Source organism: Vagococcus sp. WN89Y, assembly GCF_052220145.1.
Taxonomy (GTDB): Bacteria; Pseudomonadota; Gammaproteobacteria; order Enterobacterales; family Enterobacteriaceae; genus Kosakonia.
Genome location: NZ_JBQPOM010000057.1, coordinates 23989 through 46845 on the forward strand (window position 1 = coordinate 23989; position 22857 = coordinate 46845).

Consider the following 22857-nt stretch of genomic DNA (forward strand, 5'->3'; position numbering starts at 1 on the left):
ATACCAGCACGGCGATAGCCGGAAATAAAAAAAACGCACAAAATAGTGCGTTGGCGAAGTGAAGGCCTGTTTTTCTACCGCTTAGCGGCGAGCAGTAATGCGCTTAACCAGGCGCTGCCTCGTTATGCTGACGAGCAAAGATAACTTCCATCCTCGTTCCACCGAGAGGGCTTTCAGCAATGTGTATTTGCCCGTCATATTGTTCAACGATTTCCCGTGCCACCGCGAGGCCGACACCCTGACCCGGGCGTAAGGTATCGACCCGTTGACCGCGATCGAAAATGACCTCCCGCTGGGTTAGCGGGATACCGGGACCATCGTCTTCGACCACGATATGCAGCGTATCATCCGTCTGCCGGGCGGAAACCTCGACAAACTCCAGAGAATATTTACAGGCGTTATCCAGCACGTTGCCCATCACTTCGATAAAATCGTTTTGTTCGCCAACAAAGCTAATCTCCGGTGAAATATCCAGGGTGATATCAACGCCTTTACGCTGGTAAACTTTATTCAGTGCTGAAACCAGTTTATCAAGCAGCGGCGCGACCGGGTGCAGTTCCCGGCTTAACAGGCTGCTGCTGCCGCGCATGGTGGCCCGGTGCAGGTAATAGCCTATTTGCTGTGAGATACGGCTGATTTGCTCCAGCATGACCGGTTCGGCATCACTCACGCTTAACTTTTCGCTGCGCAGCGAGCGCAGGGTGCTTTGCAGCACGGCCAGCGGGGTTTTCAGACTATGGGTGAGGTCGGTCAGCGTGGTGCGGTATTTATCGTAACGCTCGCGTTCACTTTTCAGCAGGCGGTTGAGGTTATGTACCAGGCGCGTCAGCTCGCGGGTGGTTTCCGGGTTCAGACGCTCGCGGTGATGCTCTTCCAGCTCCCGAACTTCCCGCGCCAGATCTTCTATGGGCCGTAAGCTCCACCACGCCGCCAGCCACAATAGCGGAATGACCAGCAGCAAATTGGCTGCCAGCACATACATAAACCAGTTCCACACCATATAGGAACGATTAAGCTCAACAGGGATGGTATCCACCACGACAATCGTTAGCTGCGGCATCCGTTCCGTCGCGGGGTAGATATTGACCGCCACGGAGTGGGTCATCTCGGAATCGCTATCGTCTTCGCGAAGCTCCTGTAACTCTCTGGCCGCGACATGATCGGCATCCACCAGCGTGCTACTGGCATCAATATTGGTTTCGATTTCATGAAAACCGTTGGCGGTGAGCCACTCCGGCGCTATTCGTTTTTGCAGCCACGGCACGTCGTGCTGCGACCAGATAAGCTGGCCCTGCTGATTATAAATCAGCGCCAGCGTTGGGCTTTGCAGGTTCAGATTTTCTGGCAGATCGACGCTAAGTTTGTTGTTTTCCCACTTTGCCAGCGTATAGAACAAATTGCTCTCGCCGCGCAGCAGGCGAAAAGTGGTTTTGTCAAAACTGACGCTATAACCTACTAACGCCACCATGCCATAGGCCAGCGAGAGCACCATAACGACCGCCGCCGTGGCAAGTAAAAAGCGAACCCGCAGCGACAGCGGAAGAAAGTGGCGCAGCAGGTTTCTCATTTCGGCAGTTCGAACAAATAACCCTGACCACGCACGGTGGTGATAACATCGGAGGGATACTGGGCAAGAATTTTTTTGCGCAATCGCCCCATCAGCACATCAATCGTGTGGCTTTCGCGTAATTCCGCATCGGGATAGAGTTGCAGCATCAGCGAATCTTTACTGACGACTTTGCCGCTGTTGCGGATAAGCGTCTCCATAATGGTGTATTCAAACGCAGTGAGCTTGATAACTTCATCATTAATGGAAAGCTCGCGGCGGGAGAGATCGACCTGGAAAGGCGGCATGGAGATAAGCTGTGAGGCAAGGCCGCTGTTTCGCCGCATAAGAGCCTGAATGCGCGCCACCACTTCTTCGATATGAAACGGCTTGGTGACATAATCATCCGCACCGGCGCTCAGCACTTCGACCTTATCCTGCCAGCCTTCCCGCGCCGTTAATACCAGCACCGGAATTGTCACCTCGTGGCTTCGCCAGCGGCGAATAAGCGACAGACCATCTTCATCCGGCAACCCCAGATCGACAATGGCGATGTCTGGAATATGTTCGTTAAGAAAGTAATCGGCTTCCTTTGCATCCTCCGCCGCATCCACCTGATGTCCGAGTTCTTGTAGCTGAACTTTCAGATGGTGACGCAGCAGGGCATTATCTTCCACAACGAGTACGCGCATCGTCTCACTTCTCCATATTTATAGATATTAAGAGTTTAACGCTGATTCACCGTACGAGGGGATAAACATTTATTAAACCACAGCAGAAGAACCCTCTTTTGTGACAAAAGAGGGTTTTCATTCAGCAGAAGATTATTTCAATTCATCGACCATGGTGACTGCACGACCAATATAGTTGGCCGGAGTCATGGCTTTAAGACGCGCTTTTTCTTCTTCCGGCAGGGCCAGCCCATCAATAAACTGCTTGATACCTTCGGCATCGATGCGCTTGCCGCGGGTCAGCTCTTTGAGTTTCTCATACGGTTTTTCGATACCGTAGCGGCGCATCACGGTCTGGATCGGTTCGGCCAGCACTTCCCAGTTATGATCCAGTTCGTCCAGCAGACGCTCGCGGTTAACCTCCAGTTTGCTGATACCTTTGAGGGTAGACTGATAGGCGATAAGCGCATAACCAATGCCGACGCCGAGGTTGCGCAGCACGGTGGAATCCGTCAGATCGCGCTGCCAGCGTGAAACCGGCAGTTTGCTCGCCAGGTGTTGCAACACCGCATTTGACAGGCCGAGGTTGCCTTCGGAGTTTTCAAAATCGATCGGGTTAACTTTGTGCGGCATGGTTGAAGAACCAATTTCCCCGGCGATGGTTTTCTGTTTGAAGTGGTTCAGAGCCACATATCCCCAGATATCGCGATCAAAATCGAGAAGGATAGTGTTGAAGCGCGCGATACAGTCAAACAGCTCGGCAATATAGTCGTGCGGCTCGATTTGGGTGGTATAGGGGTTCCACTGAATGCCCAGCGAGGTGACGAACTCCTCGCTAAACTGGTGCCAGTCAACGTCCGGGTAGGCCGCCAGATGCGCGTTATAGTTACCGACTGCACCGTTAATTTTGCCCAGAATTTCCACCTGATTTAGCTGGCGGAATTGGCGCTCCATACGATAGGCAACGTTCGCCATCTCTTTACCGATAGTCGACGGCGTCGCAGGCTGGCCGTGGGTGCGGGAGAGCAGGGGAATATCGCGATACTGCTGCGCCAGCTCTTTCACCGAATCGATGAGCTTGCGCCAGTAAGGCAGAATGACTTCATCACGCGCGGTTTTCAGCATCAGCGCGTGGGACAGGTTATTGATATCTTCAGATGTGCAGGCAAAGTGAATAAATTCAGACACTGCATGCAGCGCCGGGACATCTGCCACTTTTTCTTTAAGAAAATACTCGACGGCTTTCACGTCGTGATTGGTCGTGCGCTCAATGGTTTTGATACGACGTGCGTCTTCTTCATTGAAGTCTTCGACGATTTTGTCGAGGTAACCGTTTGCGTCCAGGGCAAAAGCAGGAACTTCCTTGACAGCCGTATGCGCCGCCAGTTTTTGCAGCCAGCGTACTTCTACCTGCACACGAAACTTCAGCAAACCGTATTCGCTGAAGATCCCGCGCAGCACGCTGACTTTATCGCCGTAGCGTCCATCGACAGGGGAAACGGCGGTCAGGGAGGATAATTCCATAAGTCACAACTCCGGGAGGTTAACAATGAGCGAGAATTTGTTTGGCCTGTGTTGACAGGCGATTACGGGAAAACATTAATTGCAGCCGACTGCCGCCAACCTGATGCCACAGCACGGCGGCACGAATGCCGGCAAGCAGCGTGGCGCGCACTTTTGCCTGCACCTGCGGGCTTTGCAGCACGGCAGGTGAGCCGGTGACCTGGATACGCGGCCCCAGCGGGCTGATAACGTCGACATAAATCCCCGCCATGGCGCTGAGCAGGGTTTCTGATTGCAGATCAAAATGCTCCAGTTGGCGCTGTAAACCAGCGATGCGATCGCCAAGCGTATCCATTGCGCCTTTGCTGGAAGCAAGCTTTCGCTCCAGCACCATCAGGCTCAGCGTGTAGCGCGTCAGCTCGGCATTCAGCCCCTGGCGACTGCTGGCGTTTAACACGCCGAGCAGGGTTTCCAGCCCGGTGCGCAGGTTCGTTTCGCTGCCGCCAAACACGCCAAGCGTCGAGTCCGGATTGAGATCGATAACGCTGTTGAGCGAAACATGGAGCGCGTCGCTGTCGCAATGCCCCTGGTGCGCAAGCTGCTGCACCAGACGTGCTGACTGGCAAATTCCTGCCAGCGCCAGGGTAATGTCGTAATAATTCTTCGCCACGCTCACTCCTTTTAGTGCCCGCATCTTTCACTTGTGCGGGCTTTCGCCAGTCCGGTATCTATTTTTTAAAGGGGCAGCGGCAGACGCTGCTCAATAATTCCGCCGCCGAGGCAGACTTCGCCGCTGTAAAAGACGGCGGATTGACCTGGGGTGACGGCGGCCACCGGACAGTCAAAACGCACTTCTATGCGATCGGCATCGAGTACGGTGACCGTGCAGGGGATATCTTCCTGACGGTAGCGGGTTTTCACTGTGCAGCGCAGCGTGCCGGTGAGCGGCTCGCGATCGACCCAGTGCAGCTGCTGGGCAATCAGGCCAACGGACATCAGCCGTGGGTGGTCATGGCCCTGCGCAACTATCAGGATATTATTTTCCACATCTTTATCGACCACATACCACGGCTCTTCGCTACCCTCTTTTGTCCCACCGATGCCCAGGCCTTTGCGTTGGCCGAGCGTGTGGTACATCAGCCCCTGATGCTCGCCAATTTCTTCACCGTCAACGGTAAGAATTTTGCCAGGCTGAGCGGGCAGGTAGCGACCGAGGAATTCACGGAATTTCCGTTCACCGATAAAACAAATACCGGTGGAATCTTTTTTCTTCGCGGTGACCAGGCCTAACTCTTGCGCGATTTGACGCACCTGCGGTTTTTCCAGTTCGCCTACCGGGAACAGGCTTTGCGCGATTTGCTCATGGCCGAGCGTATAAAGGAAATAGCTCTGATCTTTGTTGCCGTCCAGGCCACGCAGCAGGCGGCTTTTGCCGCCGACATCCGCGCGGCGCACATAGTGGCCGGTAGCGATAAAGTCTGCGCCAAGATCTTCGGCGGCAAACTCAAGGAATGCTTTAAATTTTATCTCTTTATTGCACAGAATATCCGGGTTTGGCGTGCGCCCGGCTTTATATTCCGCCAGGAAATGCTCGAACACATTATCCCAGTATTCTGCGGCAAAATTGACGGTGTGAAGCTCAATGCCGAGCTTGTCGCAGACGGCCTGCGCGTCGGCAAGATCGGCCGCCGCGGTGCAGTATTCCTCGCCGTCATCCTCTTCCCAGTTCTTCATGAACAGGCCTTCCACCTTATACCCTTGTTGTTGCAACAGGTAGGCGGAGACAGAAGAGTCGACACCGCCGGACATACCGACGATCACTTTTTTTGGGCTTTCAGACATAGAATACTCACAACGAAGAACTTCAGGGCGGCGTATTCTATCACGGGCTGACGGGACAGGCATCCCCTGTTAACGGCCAGTTAAATGCGCCAACGGTATCCAGCGGCAGGCGTGTGCCGGTTAAATAACAGCGAATGCTCTCTGCAACCAGCGCGGAGCGCAGGTTTGGCGCAGTCAGGATCGCGTCTGCACTCAGCCAGTGACAACAGTCAATATCGCTATCATGCGGCTCGGTGGCGCACATTTCGCTAAGCTCAATGGCAAATAAAAAACGTAGAAAAGGCGTCCTGTCCGGCGCTATCCACTGGTGCATACGCAGAAAATGCTGCGGCTCGGCATCAATACCGGTCTCTTCCCACAACTCGCGCTTAGCGGCTTGCACCAGCGTTTCGTCTGCTTCAAGATGGCCCGCAGGTTGGTTCCATAGCGCTTTGCCGCGAATGGTTTCTTCGACAACTAAAAATTTACCCTGTGCGTGAACGACGCAGGCGACGGTTACGTGCGGTTTAAACATTGCGCTCCCCTTTATTTAGCATCACGCCACTCGCCATTTGCGAGCGCTTCCAGCGTGTAATCTCCCATAGCGTAGCGGATAAGGCGCAGGGTAGGGAAGCCAACGTGAGCCGTCATCCGGCGTACCTGGCGGTTACGCCCTTCATAAAGGGTGATTTTTAACCAACGGGTCGGTATGGATTTGCGCTCACGAATCGGCGGATGGCGCGGCCACAGCCAGGCTGGCTCATCAACTTGCTCCACGCCTGCGGGAAGCGTGGGGCCATCGTTGAGCACCACGCCATTGCGCAAGGCATGAATCGCCTCGTCGGTCGGTTCGCCTTCGACCTGAACGTAATAGATTTTCCCGGTGCGTTTGCCCGGCTGAGTAAGACGCGCCTGCAAAGCGCCATCGTTTGTCAGTACCAGCAGTCCTTCGCTGTCCCGGTCGAGGCGCCCGGCGGCATAAACGCCCGCCACAGGGATATAATCTTTCAGCGTTTTGCGCCCGGCTTCATCGGTAAACTGAGGCAGAACGTCGTAAGGTTTGTTAAACAAAATGACCCGTTTAGGCTGGTTTTGTTGCACTGATTTCGCACTATGACGTGAGCTGAATCGCTTAACCTGGTGATTTTTAAAAGAAGTTTTCTTCATGGTATTTTCAGTGGTTATCAATTGCCGCATTATAGCTGAATCACGATCGCCTTTCATGGAACCCAACAATCGGTTAGTATTGACGGGTTCATTACAATTCATTAACAAAAAACGGTTTGCTCTGTGTGATTCACGTAACAGGTGAGCGGATGCAGTCCGGGCTCCCCGGTATGAAGTCAACGAGTAAAACACCCAGTAGCGCTCGAAGGAGAGGTGAATGGAAAGCAAAGTAGTTGTTCCGGCGGAAGGTAAAAAAATCACCCTGCAAAATGGCAAGCTTGATGTTCCGAATAATCCGATTATTCCGTTTATTGAAGGTGACGGTATCGGTGTTGACGTGACGCCAGCGATGCTGAAAGTGGTGGATGCTGCTGTGAAGAAAGCCTACAAGGGCGAGCGTAAAATTTCCTGGATGGAAATTTACACCGGTGAGAAATCTACCCAGGTTTATGGCCAGGATGTCTGGCTGCCGCCTGAAACGCTGGATCTGATCCGTGATTATCGCGTTGCGATTAAAGGCCCCCTAACCACGCCAGTTGGCGGCGGTATTCGTTCTTTAAACGTTGCGCTGCGCCAGGAACTGGATCTGTATGTTTGCCTGCGTCCGGTTCGTTACTATCAGGGCACTCCAAGCCCGGTAAAACATCCTGAACTGACCGATATGGTTATTTTCCGCGAGAACTCGGAAGATATCTATGCAGGTATCGAATGGAAAGCGGACTCTGCGGATGCAGAAAAAGTGATTAAGTTCCTGCGTGAAGAGATGGGCGTGAAGAAAATTCGCTTCCCTGAACATTGCGGTATCGGTATCAAACCGTGTTCTGAAGAAGGGACGAAGCGTCTGGTCCGTGCGGCGATTGAGTATGCTATCACCAACGATCGCGACTCTGTAACGCTGGTTCACAAAGGCAACATCATGAAGTTCACCGAAGGCGCGTTTAAAGACTGGGGTTACCAGCTGGCACGCGAAGAGTTTGGTGGTGAGCTGATCGATGGTGGTCCGTGGCAGAAAATTAAAAACCCGAAAACCGGCAAAGAGATCATTGTTAAAGATGTGATTGCTGATGCTTTCCTGCAACAGATCCTGCTGCGTCCGGCTGAATACGATGTTATCGCCTGTATGAACCTTAACGGTGACTATATTTCTGACGCCCTGGCGGCGCAGGTAGGCGGGATCGGTATTGCTCCGGGGGCAAATATTGGTGACGAATGCGCACTGTTTGAAGCTACCCACGGTACGGCACCGAAATATGCAGGCCAGGATAAGGTAAATCCAGGTTCGATTATTCTGTCCGCAGAAATGATGCTGCGCCATATGGAATGGTTCGAAGCTGCAGACCTGATCGTTAAAGGTATGGAAGGCGCAATCGCTGCCAAAACCGTAACCTACGATTTTGAACGTCTGATGGACGGCGCTAAGCTGCTGAAATGTAGCGAGTTTGGCGACGCGATTATCGCGAATATGTAATCAACCGCTTTGGTTGAACAAGAACGGGAGCCGGTTGGTTCCCGTTTTTTATTGCCTGTGAAAATCTTCCCCAAAACTTTCCCCAAAATTCTTCCCCAAAACCCCCTCTTCATGACCCTGTTTTTGTGACGACGATCACCCAATCTTTTCCCCGGTCATCGTTATATTTGTCCGTCATTTTTTTCGATTTATGGCCGAGTAGTTTTTGCGTATCGATGCCTTGTTCGCGGTAAAGTCTTTCCGATAAAGAACGCTGTTCGTGAAACGTCGGTGCCGTTCCATTCTCCCATTCAAGACCGCTTTTATTGCGTGCTTTTTTAAATGTTGAGGTCAGTGAACTGGTGGAAACCTGATCTCCACGATTAGCCTGCGATGTTGTATGCCGGAAATGCACCAAATATTTACTAACCACAGCATCCCGGCATTTGGAAATAACCTCGCGTAGTGTTAATCCAATCGCATCGCATTTTAAATCCAGTGGAATTGCCAGACGTGAACCTGTTTTTTGCTGCTCTATATGCAGCATCTCATCCCATACGTCCGTAAATTTCATATTACAGATATCACCCAGACGCTGGCCGGTAATAAGCGCGAGCAACATTCCGCACTGGAGATAAGGTTCCTGCCGTTCCGCCGCGTTATAAATCGTTTGCCATTCTTCCAGCGAAAGACGTTGCCGGGTAACTCTGTTTCGCGGCTGTTTGGTTGCCAGCGCCGGGTTATATCCGGGTGGAACATGCCCGCTATGCTGCGCTTCTTTAAATACATCAATCAGCACCATACGAACAACCTGCGCCATGCGGTTATGGCCTTCGGCTTTTACTGCATCGGTTATTTCAGCAATATCCAGCGCGGAAATATCCTTTAAATATTGCATCCCGCAGCGCTCACGAAACAGACGTACCGGTTTGGCCTTTTGTTTAAAAGAGTTAAGGCGGAGTTCGTTGTGTTCGAGCCGTTCTTCCTGAACCTCAACATATCTGTCCAGCCATTCCGACACGGTGATATCTGTGCGTCGTCCTTTCATCCGGGCAAGACGATCATTAACACTGAGGATCTGCCGGGTGCGCTGCTCGGCAATAATGGTATTCGCCTCAGTGGCAACCTGTATTGCTTCGGCCTCATCCGTGCCGAGACTATGAAAGCGCCCGGAAACAGGGTGCTTATATTGCCAGTACACTTTTCCGGTGCGCTTATCCAGCTTGCAATAGAGGTTCGGGACAGTAATTTTATGTGCGCGTGGTCTAGCAGCCATCGGCAATAATCCGTCTTAATTTTGGACTGGCGCTGACAGGAATTTGCGGTTCAGCAAGTACACCAACAAAGCGAGCGCTACGATCCACCATCCAGCAGTGGCCCACTTTAATTGCTGGTGGCACCATCATCTTGCCTTTGGCGTATTTTTTCAAAACGCGCTCACTTGGGGCTTGCGCACCAAATTCCTCTTTTGCCCAGTCGAGTAAGGAGATCATTCGTGACATTCGTTCCTCCACTACCGGCTGCACCCGGCTAATTAACGATACGCGCAAGACGAGCACCCGTCACGGGCACCGACTTTACATTTGCTGCAAATGTTTGATCTGCTGGTGGTCGTAACCGCCTGCGCTTCGACGGGAATGCATTCAGAGGGCAACTCCGTCGCTGTGCTTCTCAAAACCTGTATGGCGTCATACAGCAACGCCTGGCCGGGGTTGAGTGAGTTTTGAATCGCATGTAACCCGGCGGCGCTGTATTGCCCGATCAGACGTTCGATGATGTCGCGGCTCGCCAGATTTTCAGCCGTTAAATGTTCTTTGTGTTTCAGTGCTTCACACAAAGCTGCATACTGGATATCAATCCGATCCGCCATTTCGTTCATTAACTTTGCTTCCGCTGGTGGCAGTGTCGCCGCCGTGGTGCGTGCTTTAGCGATCAGCTCTTTGGCTTTCAGGCGCATTTGCGGATTTCCTGCAGCTCGTTAAAGCGATTCATGAATAAAGCAAAAGCCTGTCCCGGGCGAAGCGGGTAAATCTGGATCAGATCCAAAGGCGGGATCCCGTCGAGCATAGTCCAACGGGTACCGTCATCAATTTCCAGGTCGCGGCGTTCGGTCGCCAGCGTGGTCAGATCTGCATACTTCACCACCGGGGCGTGTTCCGGCGGCAAACCAAACTTCCCACGGATCAGGTCATCAACCTGTTTTTCAATCTGGCGGTAATCAGGCAGCAGAGCTTTCAGCGGGGCGGGAATGTCCTGCACATACGCTTCGGCGGCATCATGCATCAGCGCTTCAAAGGCATATTCAGCCGGTACGATCTGGCTGCACAGCACTGAGTGTTGCGCCACGCTGTAGAATTCCGGTAAGTGACCGGCAAAGCGGCAGATATTCGAGAGGGCATTGGCGATATCCTCAATATCAACATCATCGGCAGTGGCCGCGAGATAATCGAATTTCTTCCCGGTGTAGGTCTGAATAAAATTCTGCTTCACTGGTGTTACTCCTTTGCGCGCTGCACCGCGCGGATTTTGGGTATAAGGATCCCTCGCCGGATGGCGATAGTTAAATAACTGGCCTTCTGATATACGCCTGGATAGAGCGTTTAAATGATCTCCCCACACAACACAAAAGAGCACCTACCCGGGTGGATTGGGTTATGAGTCCGTAACTCGCTGATGCTCTTTTGTGTTGAGTAAAAAGGGCGGTACCAGTCGGACTAACGGGAATAAAACGGGTACCGCCAAACGACTACACACTTGCCAGGTTTACTGCTGAGGCATCTTCGTGTGTGGCGCCAGATGCTTATCTTCTGGTTGCCTTCAGGGCTGCAATTCACCACACACGAAGAAACCGCTTGCCTGTCTTTTAACCACATCAGGCTCGGTGGTATCTTGGTTGCTCTCACACAGCCAGGATGCTTTTTATGAACAATGTTGCTGATCTTCTCCATGCCAGACTTGATGCTATTGAAATAGCGATATCACGACTGGCTACATCTATCACCGAGGCCGGTGGTCCGCATGCTGATGAACTCGAACGTTCTATAGCTCATTTTCGTGAACTCTTTGAAAAGCCTGATATAACGGACAAAAAGCGCGAAACTTACTTGAGAACCATCAAGTTGTTAGATCCACTTAATAGCGACCCGACAGAGCCGTTTTGAGTTGCTCGTAATCGCGCTGAGATGATTTTTCCCTTTGTTTCAAGATCGCCTCAACAACTTCCACCCCATTGAGGCGCTTCTTCCCATCGTTGTTCTTTTGGGTACTTTTCAGCACTGTTTGAGCAAGAAGAATGCGCGCTTCTGTACCTGAATTTGGTTCAAGTTGTTGAACTCGCTTTGCATCCTCCAGCAACAGAGCGATGACATGCTTTAATTCGTTCTCGTCCACAGTTAACTCCTTTGAAAAATGATGTAGTAGCGAATCATCCCGGCCTTCATACGCCCCGGGCGGCTACTTCGTGGGCTTCCTGCCTGTCCGCTGTTGATAAATACAATAATTAACCATTAGATAATAATTGTAAATAACCAATGGTTAATTATTCGTGCATATGAACTCAATCTATTGTTTTTAAAATAGATTTATTTTTTAAAAGATGAGCTGCCAGGCTTTCTGCGGGAGATGGCTGGAATAATTGAGTGTAAAACTATTAACCCGACGCTTTGGTCGGGTCAGGATAGGGGGGATATTATAATTTATTGTATTTTATGGATTCGTGGATCAATGCCTTACCCATCACATAGAGCTGATCCTGATTTTTCTCTTCGATGTACCAGGTCTCATAGGCCGGGTTATCAGAGAGCACAGCCAGGCGCATTCCCTGCATCTGGAGACGTTTCACATAGAATGTTTTACCGAAAACAAAAGAGTAAACCCCGTCTGTAGTGAAGTGCCTGACGGAGATATCAACGAATAAACGGTCGCCGGAAGTGAGGGCTGGAGCCATGCTATCGCCGCTAACAGTCATGACTTTGACATCTTCCGGTGAGCGATTCCCGAACAGATCTTTAGCATGCGAGCTGGTGAACTCAATGGCATATAGCACATCAACGTGATCTGAGATCATGTATGAGCCTGGTCCGGCACTTACAGTCAAATCCAACACCTCAATACGGAACACATCTGAGTCAGCTTGTGAAACCAGACTTTTCACTTCCCCGCCTTCAGTTGGTTCGCCGACACCATATTCAAGCCATTCCGCTCTGACCCCTAAGACTTTGCTCAAGGCCATGATATTTGTTGTGTCAGGAATGGATTGAGCGTTGAACCACTTCCAAACGCCGGGCGTAGATACTTTGACCCCAGCCTTTTTCAGCAAGTCAACGAGTTGTTTATTTTTCCCATGTCCTGTCAAACCTGCCAACTGGCACGCCTGCATTAATCGGGCTGTAAACGCTTCTTTCGAGTTATCTCTTTTAACCATCAGTTAAATATCCGAAAACTTGACTTAGCTGTCAGTTAATATTTATTATTAACTTGTGGTTAATTTTAAGGTGAGGAGAGTACATGAATCCTGTCGAACTCGCAGTTGAGGCCGTTGGTGGTCAGTCTGCTGCGGCAAAAATATGTGGCAAGTCAGCCGTAGCTATTCACAAGTGGGTGAAAAGCGGTCGGCTTCCGCGCACTGAATACACAAAGAAAACCCGTTACGCCGAGATGTTGGCTAATGCATCTGGTGGAAAATTCACTGCCGCCTGGCTGTTGTGGGAGGCAAATCCAGATCGTCCTATAAAGCCTAGCCAACCTGCGGCTTAAATGTAACCACAGAACAGAGGAATTAACCGTGGGGAAACAATACTGGCAAGTAGAAAAACAGCCCGCGTGGCTGATGGTCGCGATAAAGAAAACCATTTCTGAGTTACCAGGCGGATATGCCGAGGCGGCTGAGTGGCTGGGGGTTACTGAGGACGCGTTGTTTAACCGGTTACGCGCCGGTGGTGATCAGATCTTCCCGATGGGGTGGGCGATGGTGCTCCAGCAGGCAAGCGGCAAAAAACACATCGCCGATGCAGTTTCGCGTCAGTCGAATAGCGTGAATGTACCGCTGGTGGAGATTGACGATGTAGGCAATGCGGATATTAACCAGCGCATGATGGAATCCATCGAATGGATCGGTAGGCATTCAGAATATCTACGTAAAGCGACTGCTGACGGAGTAATTGACGCGGCGGAACGCGAGCAGATTGAAGAGAACAGCTATCAGGTGATGGCGAAATGGCAGGAGCATTTAACGCTGCTTTATCGCGTTTTTTGCGCACCAGAAAAGAGTGACGCCCGCGAGTATGCAGCTCCGGGCGCCGTGGCGTATCGCTATCAGGGAGATACTAACGCATGAACAGTTTAACGGCTAAAAGCCGCTTACCGCAACTGCGGATGATCCCGGTGCCGGGCCTCCCGTCGTTTCGGTATGAACGCAGATTATCAAACCGCTGGGTGGCATGTAACCACAGCCGGGCATGCGCAATCGTGGGGATCTATTACCGGAGGGCAAAACGTTTATGCGTGAACTTAACCGGAGATTCAAAGACCACTACGGCGTCCCGGTTCGTGTTATCCGCAGGGAATCAGAAACGCAGCGCGTTATCTATCTGCGACAAGGCTATGAGCATGAGTGTTTCAGCCCGCTTGAGCAGTTTCGACGCAAATTCAGGGAAATAGAGGGCGACCATGAGCACTAAATTAACCGGTTACGTCTGGGACGCCTGCGCCGCTTCTGGCATGAAGTTATCCAGTGTGGCGATAATGGCACGACTGGCCGATTTCAGCAGCGACGAGGGCGTATGCTGGCCGTCAATCGAAACTATCGCCCGGCAATTAGGTGCGGGCGCAAGCACTGTCAGAACGGCAATTGCAAAGCTGGAGAAAGAGGGCTGGTTATCCCGTCAGCAGCGTCGAAAAGGTAACCGCAATGCATCGAACGTTTACCAGCTTAACGTCGCAAAACTCCAGGCTAGGGCGTTTTCTCACCTGTCAGAATCTGACGCGTCAAAATCTGATGCATCAAATTCCGACACATCAAAATCTGACCGCTCAAAATTTGATGCATCGAAATCCAGCACAAACGGCAATTCTGACCCGTCAGAATCTGGCGGGGATCCGTCAGTAAATTCAACTACTGATCCATCAGACAGTAAAAAACCTTCTTGTCCGGTTGCTGCGCAACCCGACCCCGAAGTGATGATCACCGATCATGCGATTGAAGTCCTTTCCCATCTGAATCAGGTCAGCGGTTCACGCTATCAGAAATCAAGAACATCACTGGAAAACATCCGGGCGCGACTCCGTGAGGGTTACAGCGTCAGTGATTTGAAACTGGTTATCGACCTGAAGCACGAACACTGGCACGACAACGACGAGCAGTATCAGTACATGCGCCCTGAAACACTGTTCGGGCCGAAGAAATTCGAAGGTTACCTGCAAAGCGCCACACGCTGGGAAGCTAAAGGCCGCCCATTGCGTGATACATGGGACAAAAACCGGGAAAGAGACATCAACGCGATGAGTACAGTTCAGACAACCATTCCAGAGGGGTTCCGGGGATGAGCACATTTGATCAGGTATTCGAGTTCGTGAAACTCAATCCGGTATCGTCAGCCCGCTACATCATTGAAGGGCTGCCGCACATCAACGAAAACTCGGTTGGCAGTGCGTTGGATCGCCTGTACACCGCCGGAACAATCGAACGGCACAACAACGGGCACAACTGGGTTTATTACGTTGAGGATCTGATGACAGATGACGAGTCTCAGAAACTGGCGCAACTGGAGAACACAGCGCTTGGACTGGAAGCCCGGCACCTCTGGCGCAGGGCGGCAACGACATGGCTTGAGGCTTACGATCTGGCTAAAACTCACACGGCACGCGAACGCTACATTAAGTTTCGCACCCGTTGCCTGGCAGGCATGACACATGGCGTGACAGACAGTTTTGGCGCCATGCCGGGAAACTATATCGGGGGTGATCTGTGAGTGCGGTTACGTGTGTACCGGAAGTTTTACCGAAAGAAAATGCCTCTCAACGCACCTGGCAACGCCCGTTCCTGAAATGGGCCGGTGGCAAATATTCGCTGCTGCCTGAGCTGGATCGCCTGATCCCGGCAGGTAAGCGACTTATAGAACCATTCGTCGGCGGTGGATCTGTGTTCCTCAACTCAGACAAGCATGCCGATTTTCTTCTGGCCGATGTAAATCCGGATCTGATCAACCTGTACCAGATGTTGTCTGTTGTGCCGGAACTGGTAACGCACTGGGCGAGAGACTTCTTTGACGTATTGAACAATGAGGGCGGTTTTCTGGCCTGCCGGGATGAGTTCAACTCCCAGCACATGGCCGGGCCTGAGCGCGCAGCCGCTTTCCTGTATCTCAATCGCCACTGTTTTAACGGCCTGATCCGCTATAACCGCGGCGGGCAGTTTAATGTCGGTTATGGCAAATACCGCGCTCCGTATTTTCCGGAAAAGGAACTCAAAACCTTTGCGGATATGGCCCACAACTGTGTCTTCATGAACGCCGGATTCCGTCGCACGCTGTTGCTGGCAGGTGAGGGGGATGTAGTGTACTGCGATCCGCCTTATGAACCACTTCCCGGTACCACCGGGTTTACAAACTATTCCGCTGGTGGATTTAGCTGGGATGACCAGACTGCGCTGGCTGAATGTTGCGTGGCCGCGCATCAGCGTGGCGCGAAAGTGGTGATCAGCAATTCAACCGCACCTCGCGTCATTGAGCTTTATGAACAGCATGGTTTCACGCTGCATCACGTCAGCGCCCGTCGCGCAATCTCCAGCAAAAGCAGCACGCGGGAAACCGCGACTGACATCGTAGCCGTTCTGTGAGGGAGCAAGTAGTGACGAAAGGGAAGGTAGAAATAACGATCAGCAAATATGAATCAACGGCGGGTGTAGCCGCCTGAATCAGTGGAGAAGACGATGGAACAGTTGATAAACGCAGTACCAGTTTTCACCCCGCATAACGTTCTGTTTGCCGGGCAGGAATTGACGATGAGCAGCAGTGACATTGCCGATCTGGTTGAGTCGCGACACGATCATGTTAAACGCTCAATTGAGAGGCTGGCGGAGCGTGGGATTATTCAACTTCCTCCAATGGGGGAAGTTAAAAATCACCTTGGGCAGACTGTCACAGTTTACCGGATTGGCAAGCGCGACAGCTATGTGGTGGTGGCACAATTGTCGCCGGAGTTTACCGCCCGCCTGGTGGATCGCTGGCAGGAACTGGAGAGCCAGCAGGCGATGGTTGTGCCAAAGTCACTACCTGAGGCATTGCGCCTTGCGGCTGATTTGGCAGAACAACAGCAACAGCTTAAGCAGGAACTGGTTGCCGCCGCGCCTAAGGTTGAATTTGTCGATCGCTACTGCACGGCGGGCGGTTCCATGTCGTTCCGCCAGGTGGCGAAGCTGCTTAACGCAAAAGAGCCGGAATTTCGCCTCTTCCTCATTGAGCGCGGGATCATGTATCGCCTGGGGGGCGTCCTGACGCCTCACCACCAGCACATCGAGGCGAAACGCTTTGAGGTGAAGACCGGTACCACTACCGCATCGAATTATGCTTTCAGCCAGGCCCGTTTTACTGCGAAGGGCGTGCAGTGGATCGGTGGTCTTTGGACGGCGCATAAAGCGCAGGGGGATGCGCAGTGAGGGCGTTGTTAAACCCCGTTGTCGTTACTGAGCTTGGCCTCGTTATGTTCAGGCCTGGCCGTGAACTGCTGCCGCATTTTCGCCGCGGACGAATGCTGCTGGAGAACGAACCCGAGCGCCTGGCGGTTATGCCAAACGGCGAACTGCCGCCAGCAGATCAGCCGCTTGCTGAGGATCCTGCGCTGGCTGGTATGTTTGAAAATGAAGCAGTGCTGCGCCGCGCTGGCGGCATTAACGGGCTGGAAAGCTGGCTAATGGAGGGGAAAAGGTGCCAGTGGCCCCACGAATCCTGGCACGATGAAAATTTAACAACTATGCGCCACACGCCCGGCGCGATACGCCTGTGCTGGCACTGCGACAATATTCTGCGGAAGCAAAGCACAGAACAGCTGGCGGGCATCGCCAGAGCGAACTGCGCGGAATACATTCTCACCACCACGCGGCGCGAACTGGGCTTCGATGATTCTCATCCCCTCACGTTGGCTGAGTTCTGCTGGTGGCTGGCGCGCAACGGCCTGGCTGACGTGCTGCCGGAAGATGCCGCCCGGCAGGTTCTTCGCATGCCGGATCCGATTATCCGGTCGGTAACCCGTGAAGCAGACCTGGTACCCGGCCTGCCGCTGGCGCGGGAAATCGTTGAGGAGGTGGCCAAGCAGGTGCTGGCGCTGCGCATTGACCCCGAGACGCCGGAGTCTTTTATGTTGCTCCCGAAACGCCGCCGCTGGGAAAACGAGGAGTATACCCGCTGGGTTAAGTCGCAGCAGTGCATGTGCTGCAACAACCCGGCGGACGACCCCCACCATTTGATCGGCCACGGGCAGGGTGGGATGGGTACAAAGGCGCATGACCTGTTTGTGATACCGCTTTGCAGAGCGCATCACGATGAGTTGCACGCTGACGCCGTGGCATTTGAAGAGAAATATGGCAGCCAGCTTGCGCTGCTGTTTCGTTTTTTAGATCGCGCGCTTGCTATCGGCGTGCTGGCGTGAAGTGGAGGTAACCGATGCGTGATATTCAAAAGGTATTAGAACTATGGGGCGCATGGGCTGCGAGTGATTCATGTAATGTCGATTATTCGCCGATCGCCGCCGGGTTCAAAGGCCTGCTGCCACAGACGGGCAAGACGCGGATCACTTGTTCCGACGACGACGGACTGGTGATAGAAGGGTGTATGGCCAGACTACTTAAAAAGCGACCTTACGATTATCACCTATTGGTAGGGCATTACGTTTTTATGGTGTCGAAGCGCCAGATGGCTAAGAAACGTAAAAAGAGCGAAAGGCAGATCCGCATCGAGATGATGCTGGCAGAAGGCTTTGTAGAGGGGTGCTTATCGATGCTTAATATTAGGCTTGAGATGGATGTTTGCTTCTGAATCAAAGCTGGTCAATCCGATTGACCAGCTATATTTTTTGTTGTTGATTCGGCTGTAACAATACTATTACTACCAATAGATACGAGGATTTCTATAGTTCTTTCTTTTCGCTTTAAAAGCGTCGCTTTTATTTGAGGGGTAATCTTACCTTTGAGAAGTTTTTCTATCTCCTTCAAATCCCTTTTACATTTTGAACGCTTAGCTGCATCTTCAGGTGATTCTAGACCATGTCTCGATATCACCCAATTCATAAAATATGTAATAACTGCGGAACAGCCAGGGACAAGGGCAAAAGCAACTGTTCTCCAAGGATTATTTGGATCAGTAAATATTGCTTGAGCTATTACACTTAAAATCGCACCCCACCCAGTGGTAACAATTGCAGCCTTGCCAGTACTCAAAGGTTTTGAATCGGTGCTCATTTTCTTTTCGACTGTTCCTGAATGGCTTCATCAATAAGGTTAACGAGCAACTCGCTTTTATTGCGAGGTACTTTTATTGTTAACGATTTTTTAAGACCCGTATTTTCATCACTATATTGGAATTCAAACATCCTTGTTGGGAACAAACGACGCCATAACAAAGAGGATGCAGCATAGCAAAAGCGATAGCAAACAGGGACGATCAAAATCACCCCTATCCATATCACTAGTTGCACCACTGACTCGTTCCCCATTAATTCCTCTCAGCTGGTCTTTTGTTTTTGACCTTTTTGATAGCATAACGCTTAGTAACGTTGCGTGCAGTGTATGTTTTCGTTGTTTCGAGATCTACCACGAACAAGTCTTCTTTTGTAAAACTGATTTGACCTGTTTGTACATGGTGGATAAATGCTTGATCTTCAACATGAACAGCACTTTCCTCGTCGATATGCACCATTCTCCAACCAGAAGTACCATCGAAGTTCACCTGCACAAAACGTACGTTAACTTCTTCTGTTGAGATTTCTTTTTCCAGCAGAGTTCCTCTCGGCAGCGGCTTGATCTCTTCAGTTTGCTCACCTTCGAGGCGGAGGAGTTCTTCGCCTTCGTTATCGACTATTTTAAAAACTGGCTCTTCTTTACCATCAAGTGGAGCCCGAACTACGCTGACCAGCGCATCCCTGATTACAGGGTCGGTAACAAGTTTTGCCACCGCGTCATTACAAACAATTTCTTCACCATCCAATTCCAGTACAGAGTGATCAGTTCCGACTTTTTTCGTTACTGAGATGACTTTTTTACTTCCTAGTTGCCTTACCAAAGAAAGTGCAGGTGCGCCGAATACGGCGCCAGCCATACCAGTTAAGCCAATTACTTTCGCTACATTGATTGCATCAGGGATCAATTCTACCAGTGTATAAGCGATGCCTAGGGATCCCGCCTCAGCAGGGGTTGTTACCATAAGCTTAACCGTTTCCTGCCCTTCGTTAAGGCGTTTATCAGCGGCACTGATAAGGTCTGCCATGGCGCCAATGGAAATGCTTAGGGTTTTGGCATCAATTTTATGCTGTGCTAATTCGTTATCTTGAGCATCATAAAAAACTTTGAAAGAAGTTGCTTCAGCCACCTGGTCCTCGTTTCTTTTCATATCCTTTATCGCTTCGAAAATATCTCTTTTTTATAAAAAAAACACTACTGCGGACCGCATTTTTCATTGTAGCCTGTTAAGAGTGGTCACTTAGTCACGAACTTAAAGCTTCTTTTCTCCCTGTGATATTTATCAGAGAAAGTGCTTTCTCTTCTTGCTAGTAATGGTTTTTCACACAGCAAGGAGAAAGTATGGGGATATGTAGCGGTTGTGCTAAACCTTTACGTGGTTCTCTCAAAATTAATCAGGCGGGGCAAGCCTATAAGTCATGCCCTGAATGTTCAGGTAAAGTTGGATATCACGTTTTTTATCGGTTAGAAGATTTTGGCGACAGAGACATGGGGGATGGAAGGATTATCCCTCAGTCATGGTGTCCTGCATGTAGAAGTGACTTATCACCGTTGGTTTCTCCCGCTTTTACGTGCCAATAAACTCACAAAACTTTAGGCTCACTCATGCGGGTCTTTTCATGACCCTGATATCAATGTCGGGGTTCCTGTTGTGGAAATGGGCGGCTGGTGGATGTTGTAGCACCCTCCAGCCATTCGCTCATGTTTGAGGTCACAAGCGAACCAGGGCCCACTGCTTTCGCGCAAAAGCATAGTGAGCCTATCAGAGATACGCTTACTGATCTATGAAAAATACTGTAAATTTAAACAGTATTGATTTAATCAATGCTGATTGCCTGCACTACATACAAACCCTCCCTAATGATTCCATTGACCTGATTGTTACCGATCCGCCGTATTTCAAGGTAAAGCCGAACGGCTGGGACAATCAGTGGAAGGGGGACGAGGATTACTTAAAGTGGCTGGATGCCTGTCTGGCGCAATTCTGGCGAGTTCTTAAGCCTGCCGGCAGCATCTATCTGTTTTGTGGGCATCGTCTTGCAGCAGACATCGAATTGATGATGCGCCACAGATTCAATGTGCTGAATCACATCATCTGGGCAAAGCCATGGGGAAGGTGGAACGGCTGCAATAAAGAGAGCCTGCGGTCATATTTCCCGTCAACTGAACGCATCCTTTTTGCAGAGCACTATCTGGGGCCGTACAGACCAAAAGACGATGGCTACGAGCGGAAAGGCACAGAGTTAAAACAAAGCCTGATGACTCCCCTAATCGAATATTTCCAGGGTGCCCGTGCATCCCTTGGCGTGACATCGAAAGAAATTGCTGACGCCACGGGGAAGAAAAACATGGTCTCCCACTGGTTCGGGGCCAGTCAGTGGCAATTGCCGGGGGAGGCTGATTACCAGAAATTGCAGGTATTATTCACCAGAATAGCGGTAGAGAAACATCGGCAAAGCGGGCTGGTTCAACCACACCACCAGCTGGTGGCCACGTACCATTCACTTAACCGCAAATACTGCGAGCTACTGGAAGAGTACAAATCGCTCCGGCGGCACTTTGCTGTCACCGCAGCGGTGCCATATACCGATGTATGGACACACAAACCAGTACAGTTTTATCCGGGCAAACATCCTTGCGAAAAGCCCGCTGATATGTTGCAGCAGATTATTTCTGCCAGCAGCAGGCCGGGGGATATTGTTGCGGATTTCTTTATGGGGTCAGGTTCGACGATAAAAGCGGCGCTGGCACTTGGAAGAAGGGCGATAGGTGTCGAACTCGAAGAGGAACGTTTTAACCAGACGGTTTCTGAGATTGGCACACAGATCGGGATGGGAAAAGAACAATCAGGTTAAAAAACTGTTTGTTACTCATGGCCCACCTTGTGGGCCGTAACGTTATCCGTTATTCGGGAAGATGCTGCAAGACTTTTTGTAAAAAAGAGCGCCATGTTTCGCCCCATGACTCGGGCCTAAACTGATTTTCAGCAAGTTCAGACATAATATTATTTAGCTCTGTATCACTTTCCATAGCGAGTAACTGGGCGGTCTGTTTTTTCAGGTTACGAAAAGCATATTCACTTTCTGTTTCAACGTAACTTTCCATGATCTCATCGATAGTTTCACCAAAGATCTGGAAATCTGGACCAAAGAAAATAACAACTAGCAGCCTGACGTCTGGGTATTTTTTTTTCACGGGTTTATCTCATGAATGGGTAAGCAGTTAAAACGTAATAAGGCTTGTTGTTGTACATTTTTTTAATTAATACAATACGTACAACATACAATGTTTCTTTAACCTGGCTACCTTGGCGGAAACCATAACCAATTGCAGATCCGAAATTATAGGTCAGTTCCAGTACGTGCCGTGACTCGCGGGATAAGTTAGCCCAATGTAGTATTTTTAATCTATTGGCTTTTAACCCTGCGCTGATAACTTTTTCGGCCTGTTCAACTTTATAGAAAGATGACACTGATTCCATATGTGGACTTTTTGCCAGACGGGCTAATAAATCTGTTTCAGGTATGGCGACATGTTTTGCAACCGTATGCCCGCCAGCTTTGATACCTTTTATTGCTTCATGTTCTGCCAGTTTGAAATTACCGGTTCGTACATAGGCTACCCGGGCTGCACCAAGTGACAGACCGAATGCTACCGGAACAGCAATATCCACAGTGAGACCGATGTTTAGAGCCGTATCTTCATCCGCGCCAAATTGCCGCGCCGTTTCAACGGCTAATTGATATGCTGCCGTTCGGGTGTCTCGCCCGCTGATGGTCTGATCGATGGCCGCTCTGATCCCATCCATACCATGAGCGCCAACAACAACACACGCCGCTTTGGTTAGCCCGGTTGGTTCGGGGGCTGCACACAACACGGTAGCACCTACCAGCTCAACGGTGCTCAGTGCAATGCCCAGGCCACCAAGCAGTCTGTTTTGCATAGTTTCTGCTTCTGTCACCGTTTTATCTGACAGCACAGCTGCCATCTGTACCGGTGACATAACAATCTGTAATCCTTCACTCATTGCATTTCTCCGCTGACTGTTTGAACTGGATGATAGAAAAAGTTATAGCGGTACGCAAAAGGTATTGTAGGTACACAAAGGCTTCCGGTTGGAGGCCTTTCTGAATCGCCACGGATAATCTAGACACTTCCGAGCCGTTGATAATATTGATTTTCATATTCCGTCGGTGGCATCTGATCACTCGAACCATGCCGACGCTTACTGTTATAAAACATTTCGATGTAATCA

At 50.8% G+C, this 22857-nt stretch carries 30 protein-coding genes; 12 read left to right on the forward strand and 18 right to left on the reverse strand.

The features are described 5' to 3' along the window. Positions 1 to 103: 103 nt before the first annotated feature. The 7 genes from phoQ to rluE all read right to left on the reverse strand — a co-directional run bounded on the left by phoQ (position 104) and on the right by rluE (position 6708). A complete protein-coding gene (gene phoQ, locus ACTU3N_RS16190) occupies positions 104 to 1567 on the reverse strand; it encodes a two-component system sensor histidine kinase PhoQ (protein WP_443087147.1) in 1464 nt (487 codons plus the stop codon). Beyond that, the gene (phoP, locus tag ACTU3N_RS16195; protein WP_443087148.1) at positions 1564 to 2238 is read right to left on the reverse strand and encodes a two-component system response regulator PhoP; all 675 of its coding nucleotides are present in this window, start codon (positions 2236 to 2238) and stop codon (positions 1564 to 1566) included. Before phoP ends, phoQ begins: the two co-directional genes overlap by 4 nt. Positions 2239 to 2370: 132 nt before the next feature. After that, the gene (purB, locus tag ACTU3N_RS16200) at positions 2371 to 3741 is read right to left on the reverse strand and encodes an adenylosuccinate lyase (protein ID WP_443087149.1); all 1371 of its coding nucleotides are present in this window, start codon (positions 3739 to 3741) and stop codon (positions 2371 to 2373) included. Positions 3742 to 3760: 19 nt separating this feature from the next. Then, positions 3761 to 4390, reverse strand: coding sequence for a high frequency lysogenization protein HflD (gene hflD, locus ACTU3N_RS16205; RefSeq protein WP_443087150.1), 630 nt, complete (start codon positions 4388 to 4390; stop codon positions 3761 to 3763). A 65-nt stretch (positions 4391 to 4455) separates the two neighbouring features. Next, entirely contained in the window at positions 4456 to 5562 is a 1107-nt protein-coding gene (gene mnmA, locus ACTU3N_RS16210) for a tRNA 2-thiouridine(34) synthase MnmA (protein ID WP_443087151.1), read from the reverse strand. 40 nt (positions 5563 to 5602) lie between these two features. After that, the gene (locus ACTU3N_RS16215) at positions 5603 to 6076 is read right to left on the reverse strand and encodes an NUDIX hydrolase (protein ID WP_443087152.1); all 474 of its coding nucleotides are present in this window, start codon (positions 6074 to 6076) and stop codon (positions 5603 to 5605) included. Positions 6077 to 6087: 11 nt separating this feature from the next. Further along, entirely contained in the window at positions 6088 to 6708 is a 621-nt protein-coding gene (rluE, locus tag ACTU3N_RS16220; RefSeq protein ID WP_443087153.1) for a 23S rRNA pseudouridine(2457) synthase RluE, read from the reverse strand. Between the two features lie 217 nt (positions 6709 to 6925). Here rluE and icd point away from each other — a divergent pair, with 217 nt between their 5' ends. Continuing rightward, positions 6926 to 8176: an NADP-dependent isocitrate dehydrogenase gene (gene icd, locus ACTU3N_RS16225; RefSeq protein WP_443087154.1), complete on the forward strand. Its 1251-nt coding sequence runs from the start codon at positions 6926 to 6928 to the stop codon at positions 8174 to 8176. A gap of 109 nt (positions 8177 to 8285) precedes the next feature. On the opposite strand, the gene ACTU3N_RS16230 is transcribed toward icd, so the two are convergent. From ACTU3N_RS16230 to ACTU3N_RS16245, 4 genes are read right to left on the reverse strand one after another with little or no spacing between them, the layout of a single operon-like run. Beyond that, entirely contained in the window at positions 8286 to 9431 is a 1146-nt protein-coding gene (locus tag ACTU3N_RS16230) for a phage integrase Arm DNA-binding domain-containing protein (protein WP_443087155.1), read from the reverse strand. Further along, positions 9421 to 9657 (reverse strand): excisionase, encoded by a 237-nt coding sequence (locus tag ACTU3N_RS16235; protein WP_443087156.1) that lies wholly within the window; start codon positions 9655 to 9657, stop codon positions 9421 to 9423. The genes ACTU3N_RS16230 and ACTU3N_RS16235 overlap by 11 nt, the downstream gene beginning before the upstream one ends. 32 nt (positions 9658 to 9689) lie before the next feature. Beyond that, on the reverse strand, positions 9690 to 10112 hold the full coding sequence (locus tag ACTU3N_RS16240; protein ID WP_443087157.1) for a hypothetical protein: 423 nt from the start codon (positions 10110 to 10112) through the stop codon (positions 9690 to 9692). Beyond that, positions 10103 to 10645, reverse strand: coding sequence for a hypothetical protein (locus ACTU3N_RS16245; RefSeq protein WP_443087158.1), 543 nt, complete (start codon positions 10643 to 10645; stop codon positions 10103 to 10105). Before ACTU3N_RS16245 ends, ACTU3N_RS16240 begins: the two co-directional genes overlap by 10 nt. Positions 10646 to 11076: 431 nt before the next feature. Here ACTU3N_RS16245 and ACTU3N_RS16250 point away from each other — a divergent pair, with 431 nt between their 5' ends. Further along, positions 11077 to 11316 carry a hypothetical protein gene (locus ACTU3N_RS16250; RefSeq protein WP_443087159.1) on the forward strand — a complete coding sequence of 80 codons (240 nt, stop codon included), beginning with the start codon at positions 11077 to 11079 and terminating at the stop codon, positions 11314 to 11316. On the opposite strand, the gene ACTU3N_RS16255 is transcribed toward ACTU3N_RS16250, so the two are convergent. Both ACTU3N_RS16255 and ACTU3N_RS16260 read right to left on the reverse strand, forming a co-directional pair. Beyond that, positions 11288 to 11545 (reverse strand): hypothetical protein, encoded by a 258-nt coding sequence (locus tag ACTU3N_RS16255; protein WP_443087160.1) that lies wholly within the window; start codon positions 11543 to 11545, stop codon positions 11288 to 11290. The two genes, ACTU3N_RS16250 and ACTU3N_RS16255, sit on opposite strands and share 29 nt — an antisense overlap. A gap of 298 nt (positions 11546 to 11843) precedes the next feature. Then, positions 11844 to 12578, reverse strand: coding sequence for a S24 family peptidase (locus ACTU3N_RS16260; RefSeq protein ID WP_443087161.1), 735 nt, complete (start codon positions 12576 to 12578; stop codon positions 11844 to 11846). An 83-nt stretch (positions 12579 to 12661) separates the two neighbouring features. Here ACTU3N_RS16260 and ACTU3N_RS16265 point away from each other — a divergent pair, with 83 nt between their 5' ends. The 9 genes from ACTU3N_RS16265 (at position 12662) to ACTU3N_RS16305 (ending at position 18183) form a co-directional block, all read left to right on the forward strand. Further along, positions 12662 to 12910, forward strand: coding sequence for a hypothetical protein (locus ACTU3N_RS16265; RefSeq protein WP_443087162.1), 249 nt, complete (start codon positions 12662 to 12664; stop codon positions 12908 to 12910). Between the two features lie 28 nt (positions 12911 to 12938). Beyond that, a complete protein-coding gene (locus ACTU3N_RS16270; RefSeq protein WP_443087163.1) occupies positions 12939 to 13490 on the forward strand; it encodes a YmfL family putative regulatory protein in 552 nt (183 codons plus the stop codon). A 163-nt stretch (positions 13491 to 13653) separates the two neighbouring features. After that, on the forward strand, positions 13654 to 13833 hold the full coding sequence (locus ACTU3N_RS16275; protein ID WP_443087164.1) for a DUF4222 domain-containing protein: 180 nt from the start codon (positions 13654 to 13656) through the stop codon (positions 13831 to 13833). After that, a complete protein-coding gene (locus tag ACTU3N_RS16280) occupies positions 13823 to 14698 on the forward strand; it encodes a conserved phage C-terminal domain-containing protein (protein ID WP_443087165.1) in 876 nt (291 codons plus the stop codon). The genes ACTU3N_RS16275 and ACTU3N_RS16280 overlap by 11 nt, the downstream gene beginning before the upstream one ends. Beyond that, the gene (locus ACTU3N_RS16285) at positions 14695 to 15123 is read left to right on the forward strand and encodes a hypothetical protein (RefSeq protein ID WP_443087166.1); all 429 of its coding nucleotides are present in this window, start codon (positions 14695 to 14697) and stop codon (positions 15121 to 15123) included. The genes ACTU3N_RS16280 and ACTU3N_RS16285 overlap by 4 nt, the downstream gene beginning before the upstream one ends. Continuing rightward, positions 15120 to 15989, forward strand: coding sequence for a DNA adenine methylase (locus ACTU3N_RS16290; RefSeq protein ID WP_443087167.1), 870 nt, complete (start codon positions 15120 to 15122; stop codon positions 15987 to 15989). The genes ACTU3N_RS16285 and ACTU3N_RS16290 overlap by 4 nt, the downstream gene beginning before the upstream one ends. 93 nt (positions 15990 to 16082) lie before the next feature. Continuing rightward, on the forward strand, positions 16083 to 16808 hold the full coding sequence (locus ACTU3N_RS16295) for a phage antirepressor KilAC domain-containing protein (protein WP_443087168.1): 726 nt from the start codon (positions 16083 to 16085) through the stop codon (positions 16806 to 16808). Beyond that, entirely contained in the window at positions 16805 to 17797 is a 993-nt protein-coding gene (locus ACTU3N_RS16300) for a DUF968 domain-containing protein (protein ID WP_443087169.1), read from the forward strand. Before ACTU3N_RS16295 ends, ACTU3N_RS16300 begins: the two co-directional genes overlap by 4 nt. Positions 17798 to 17811: 14 nt before the next feature. Next, positions 17812 to 18183, forward strand: a complete 372-nt coding sequence (locus ACTU3N_RS16305) for an antiterminator Q family protein (protein WP_443087170.1) — start codon at positions 17812 to 17814, stop codon at positions 18181 to 18183. Positions 18184 to 18194: 11 nt separating this feature from the next. On the opposite strand, the gene ACTU3N_RS16310 is transcribed toward ACTU3N_RS16305, so the two are convergent. Next, entirely contained in the window at positions 18195 to 18605 is a 411-nt protein-coding gene (locus ACTU3N_RS16310) for a hypothetical protein (RefSeq protein ID WP_443087171.1), read from the reverse strand. Positions 18606 to 18858: 253 nt separating this feature from the next. Continuing rightward, the gene (locus ACTU3N_RS16315) at positions 18859 to 19731 is read right to left on the reverse strand and encodes a hypothetical protein (RefSeq protein ID WP_443087172.1); all 873 of its coding nucleotides are present in this window, start codon (positions 19729 to 19731) and stop codon (positions 18859 to 18861) included. Positions 19732 to 20386: 655 nt separating this feature from the next. Here ACTU3N_RS16315 and ACTU3N_RS16320 point away from each other — a divergent pair. Then, entirely contained in the window at positions 20387 to 21457 is a 1071-nt protein-coding gene (locus tag ACTU3N_RS16320; RefSeq protein ID WP_443087173.1) for a DNA-methyltransferase, read from the forward strand. 49 nt (positions 21458 to 21506) lie between these two features. On the opposite strand, the gene ACTU3N_RS16325 is transcribed toward ACTU3N_RS16320, so the two are convergent. The 3 genes from ACTU3N_RS16325 to ACTU3N_RS16335 form a co-directional block, all read right to left on the reverse strand. Then, a complete protein-coding gene (locus tag ACTU3N_RS16325) occupies positions 21507 to 21797 on the reverse strand; it encodes a contact-dependent growth inhibition system immunity protein (RefSeq protein ID WP_443087174.1) in 291 nt (96 codons plus the stop codon). Between the two features lie 4 nt (positions 21798 to 21801). Next, positions 21802 to 22629 carry an RNase A-like domain-containing protein gene (locus ACTU3N_RS16330; protein ID WP_443087175.1) on the reverse strand — a complete coding sequence of 276 codons (828 nt, stop codon included), beginning with the start codon at positions 22627 to 22629 and terminating at the stop codon, positions 21802 to 21804. A 119-nt stretch (positions 22630 to 22748) separates the two neighbouring features. Further along, the coding region (locus ACTU3N_RS16335; protein ID WP_140417647.1) for an IS3 family transposase at positions 22749 to 22857 on the reverse strand (109 nt) is incomplete at its 5' end.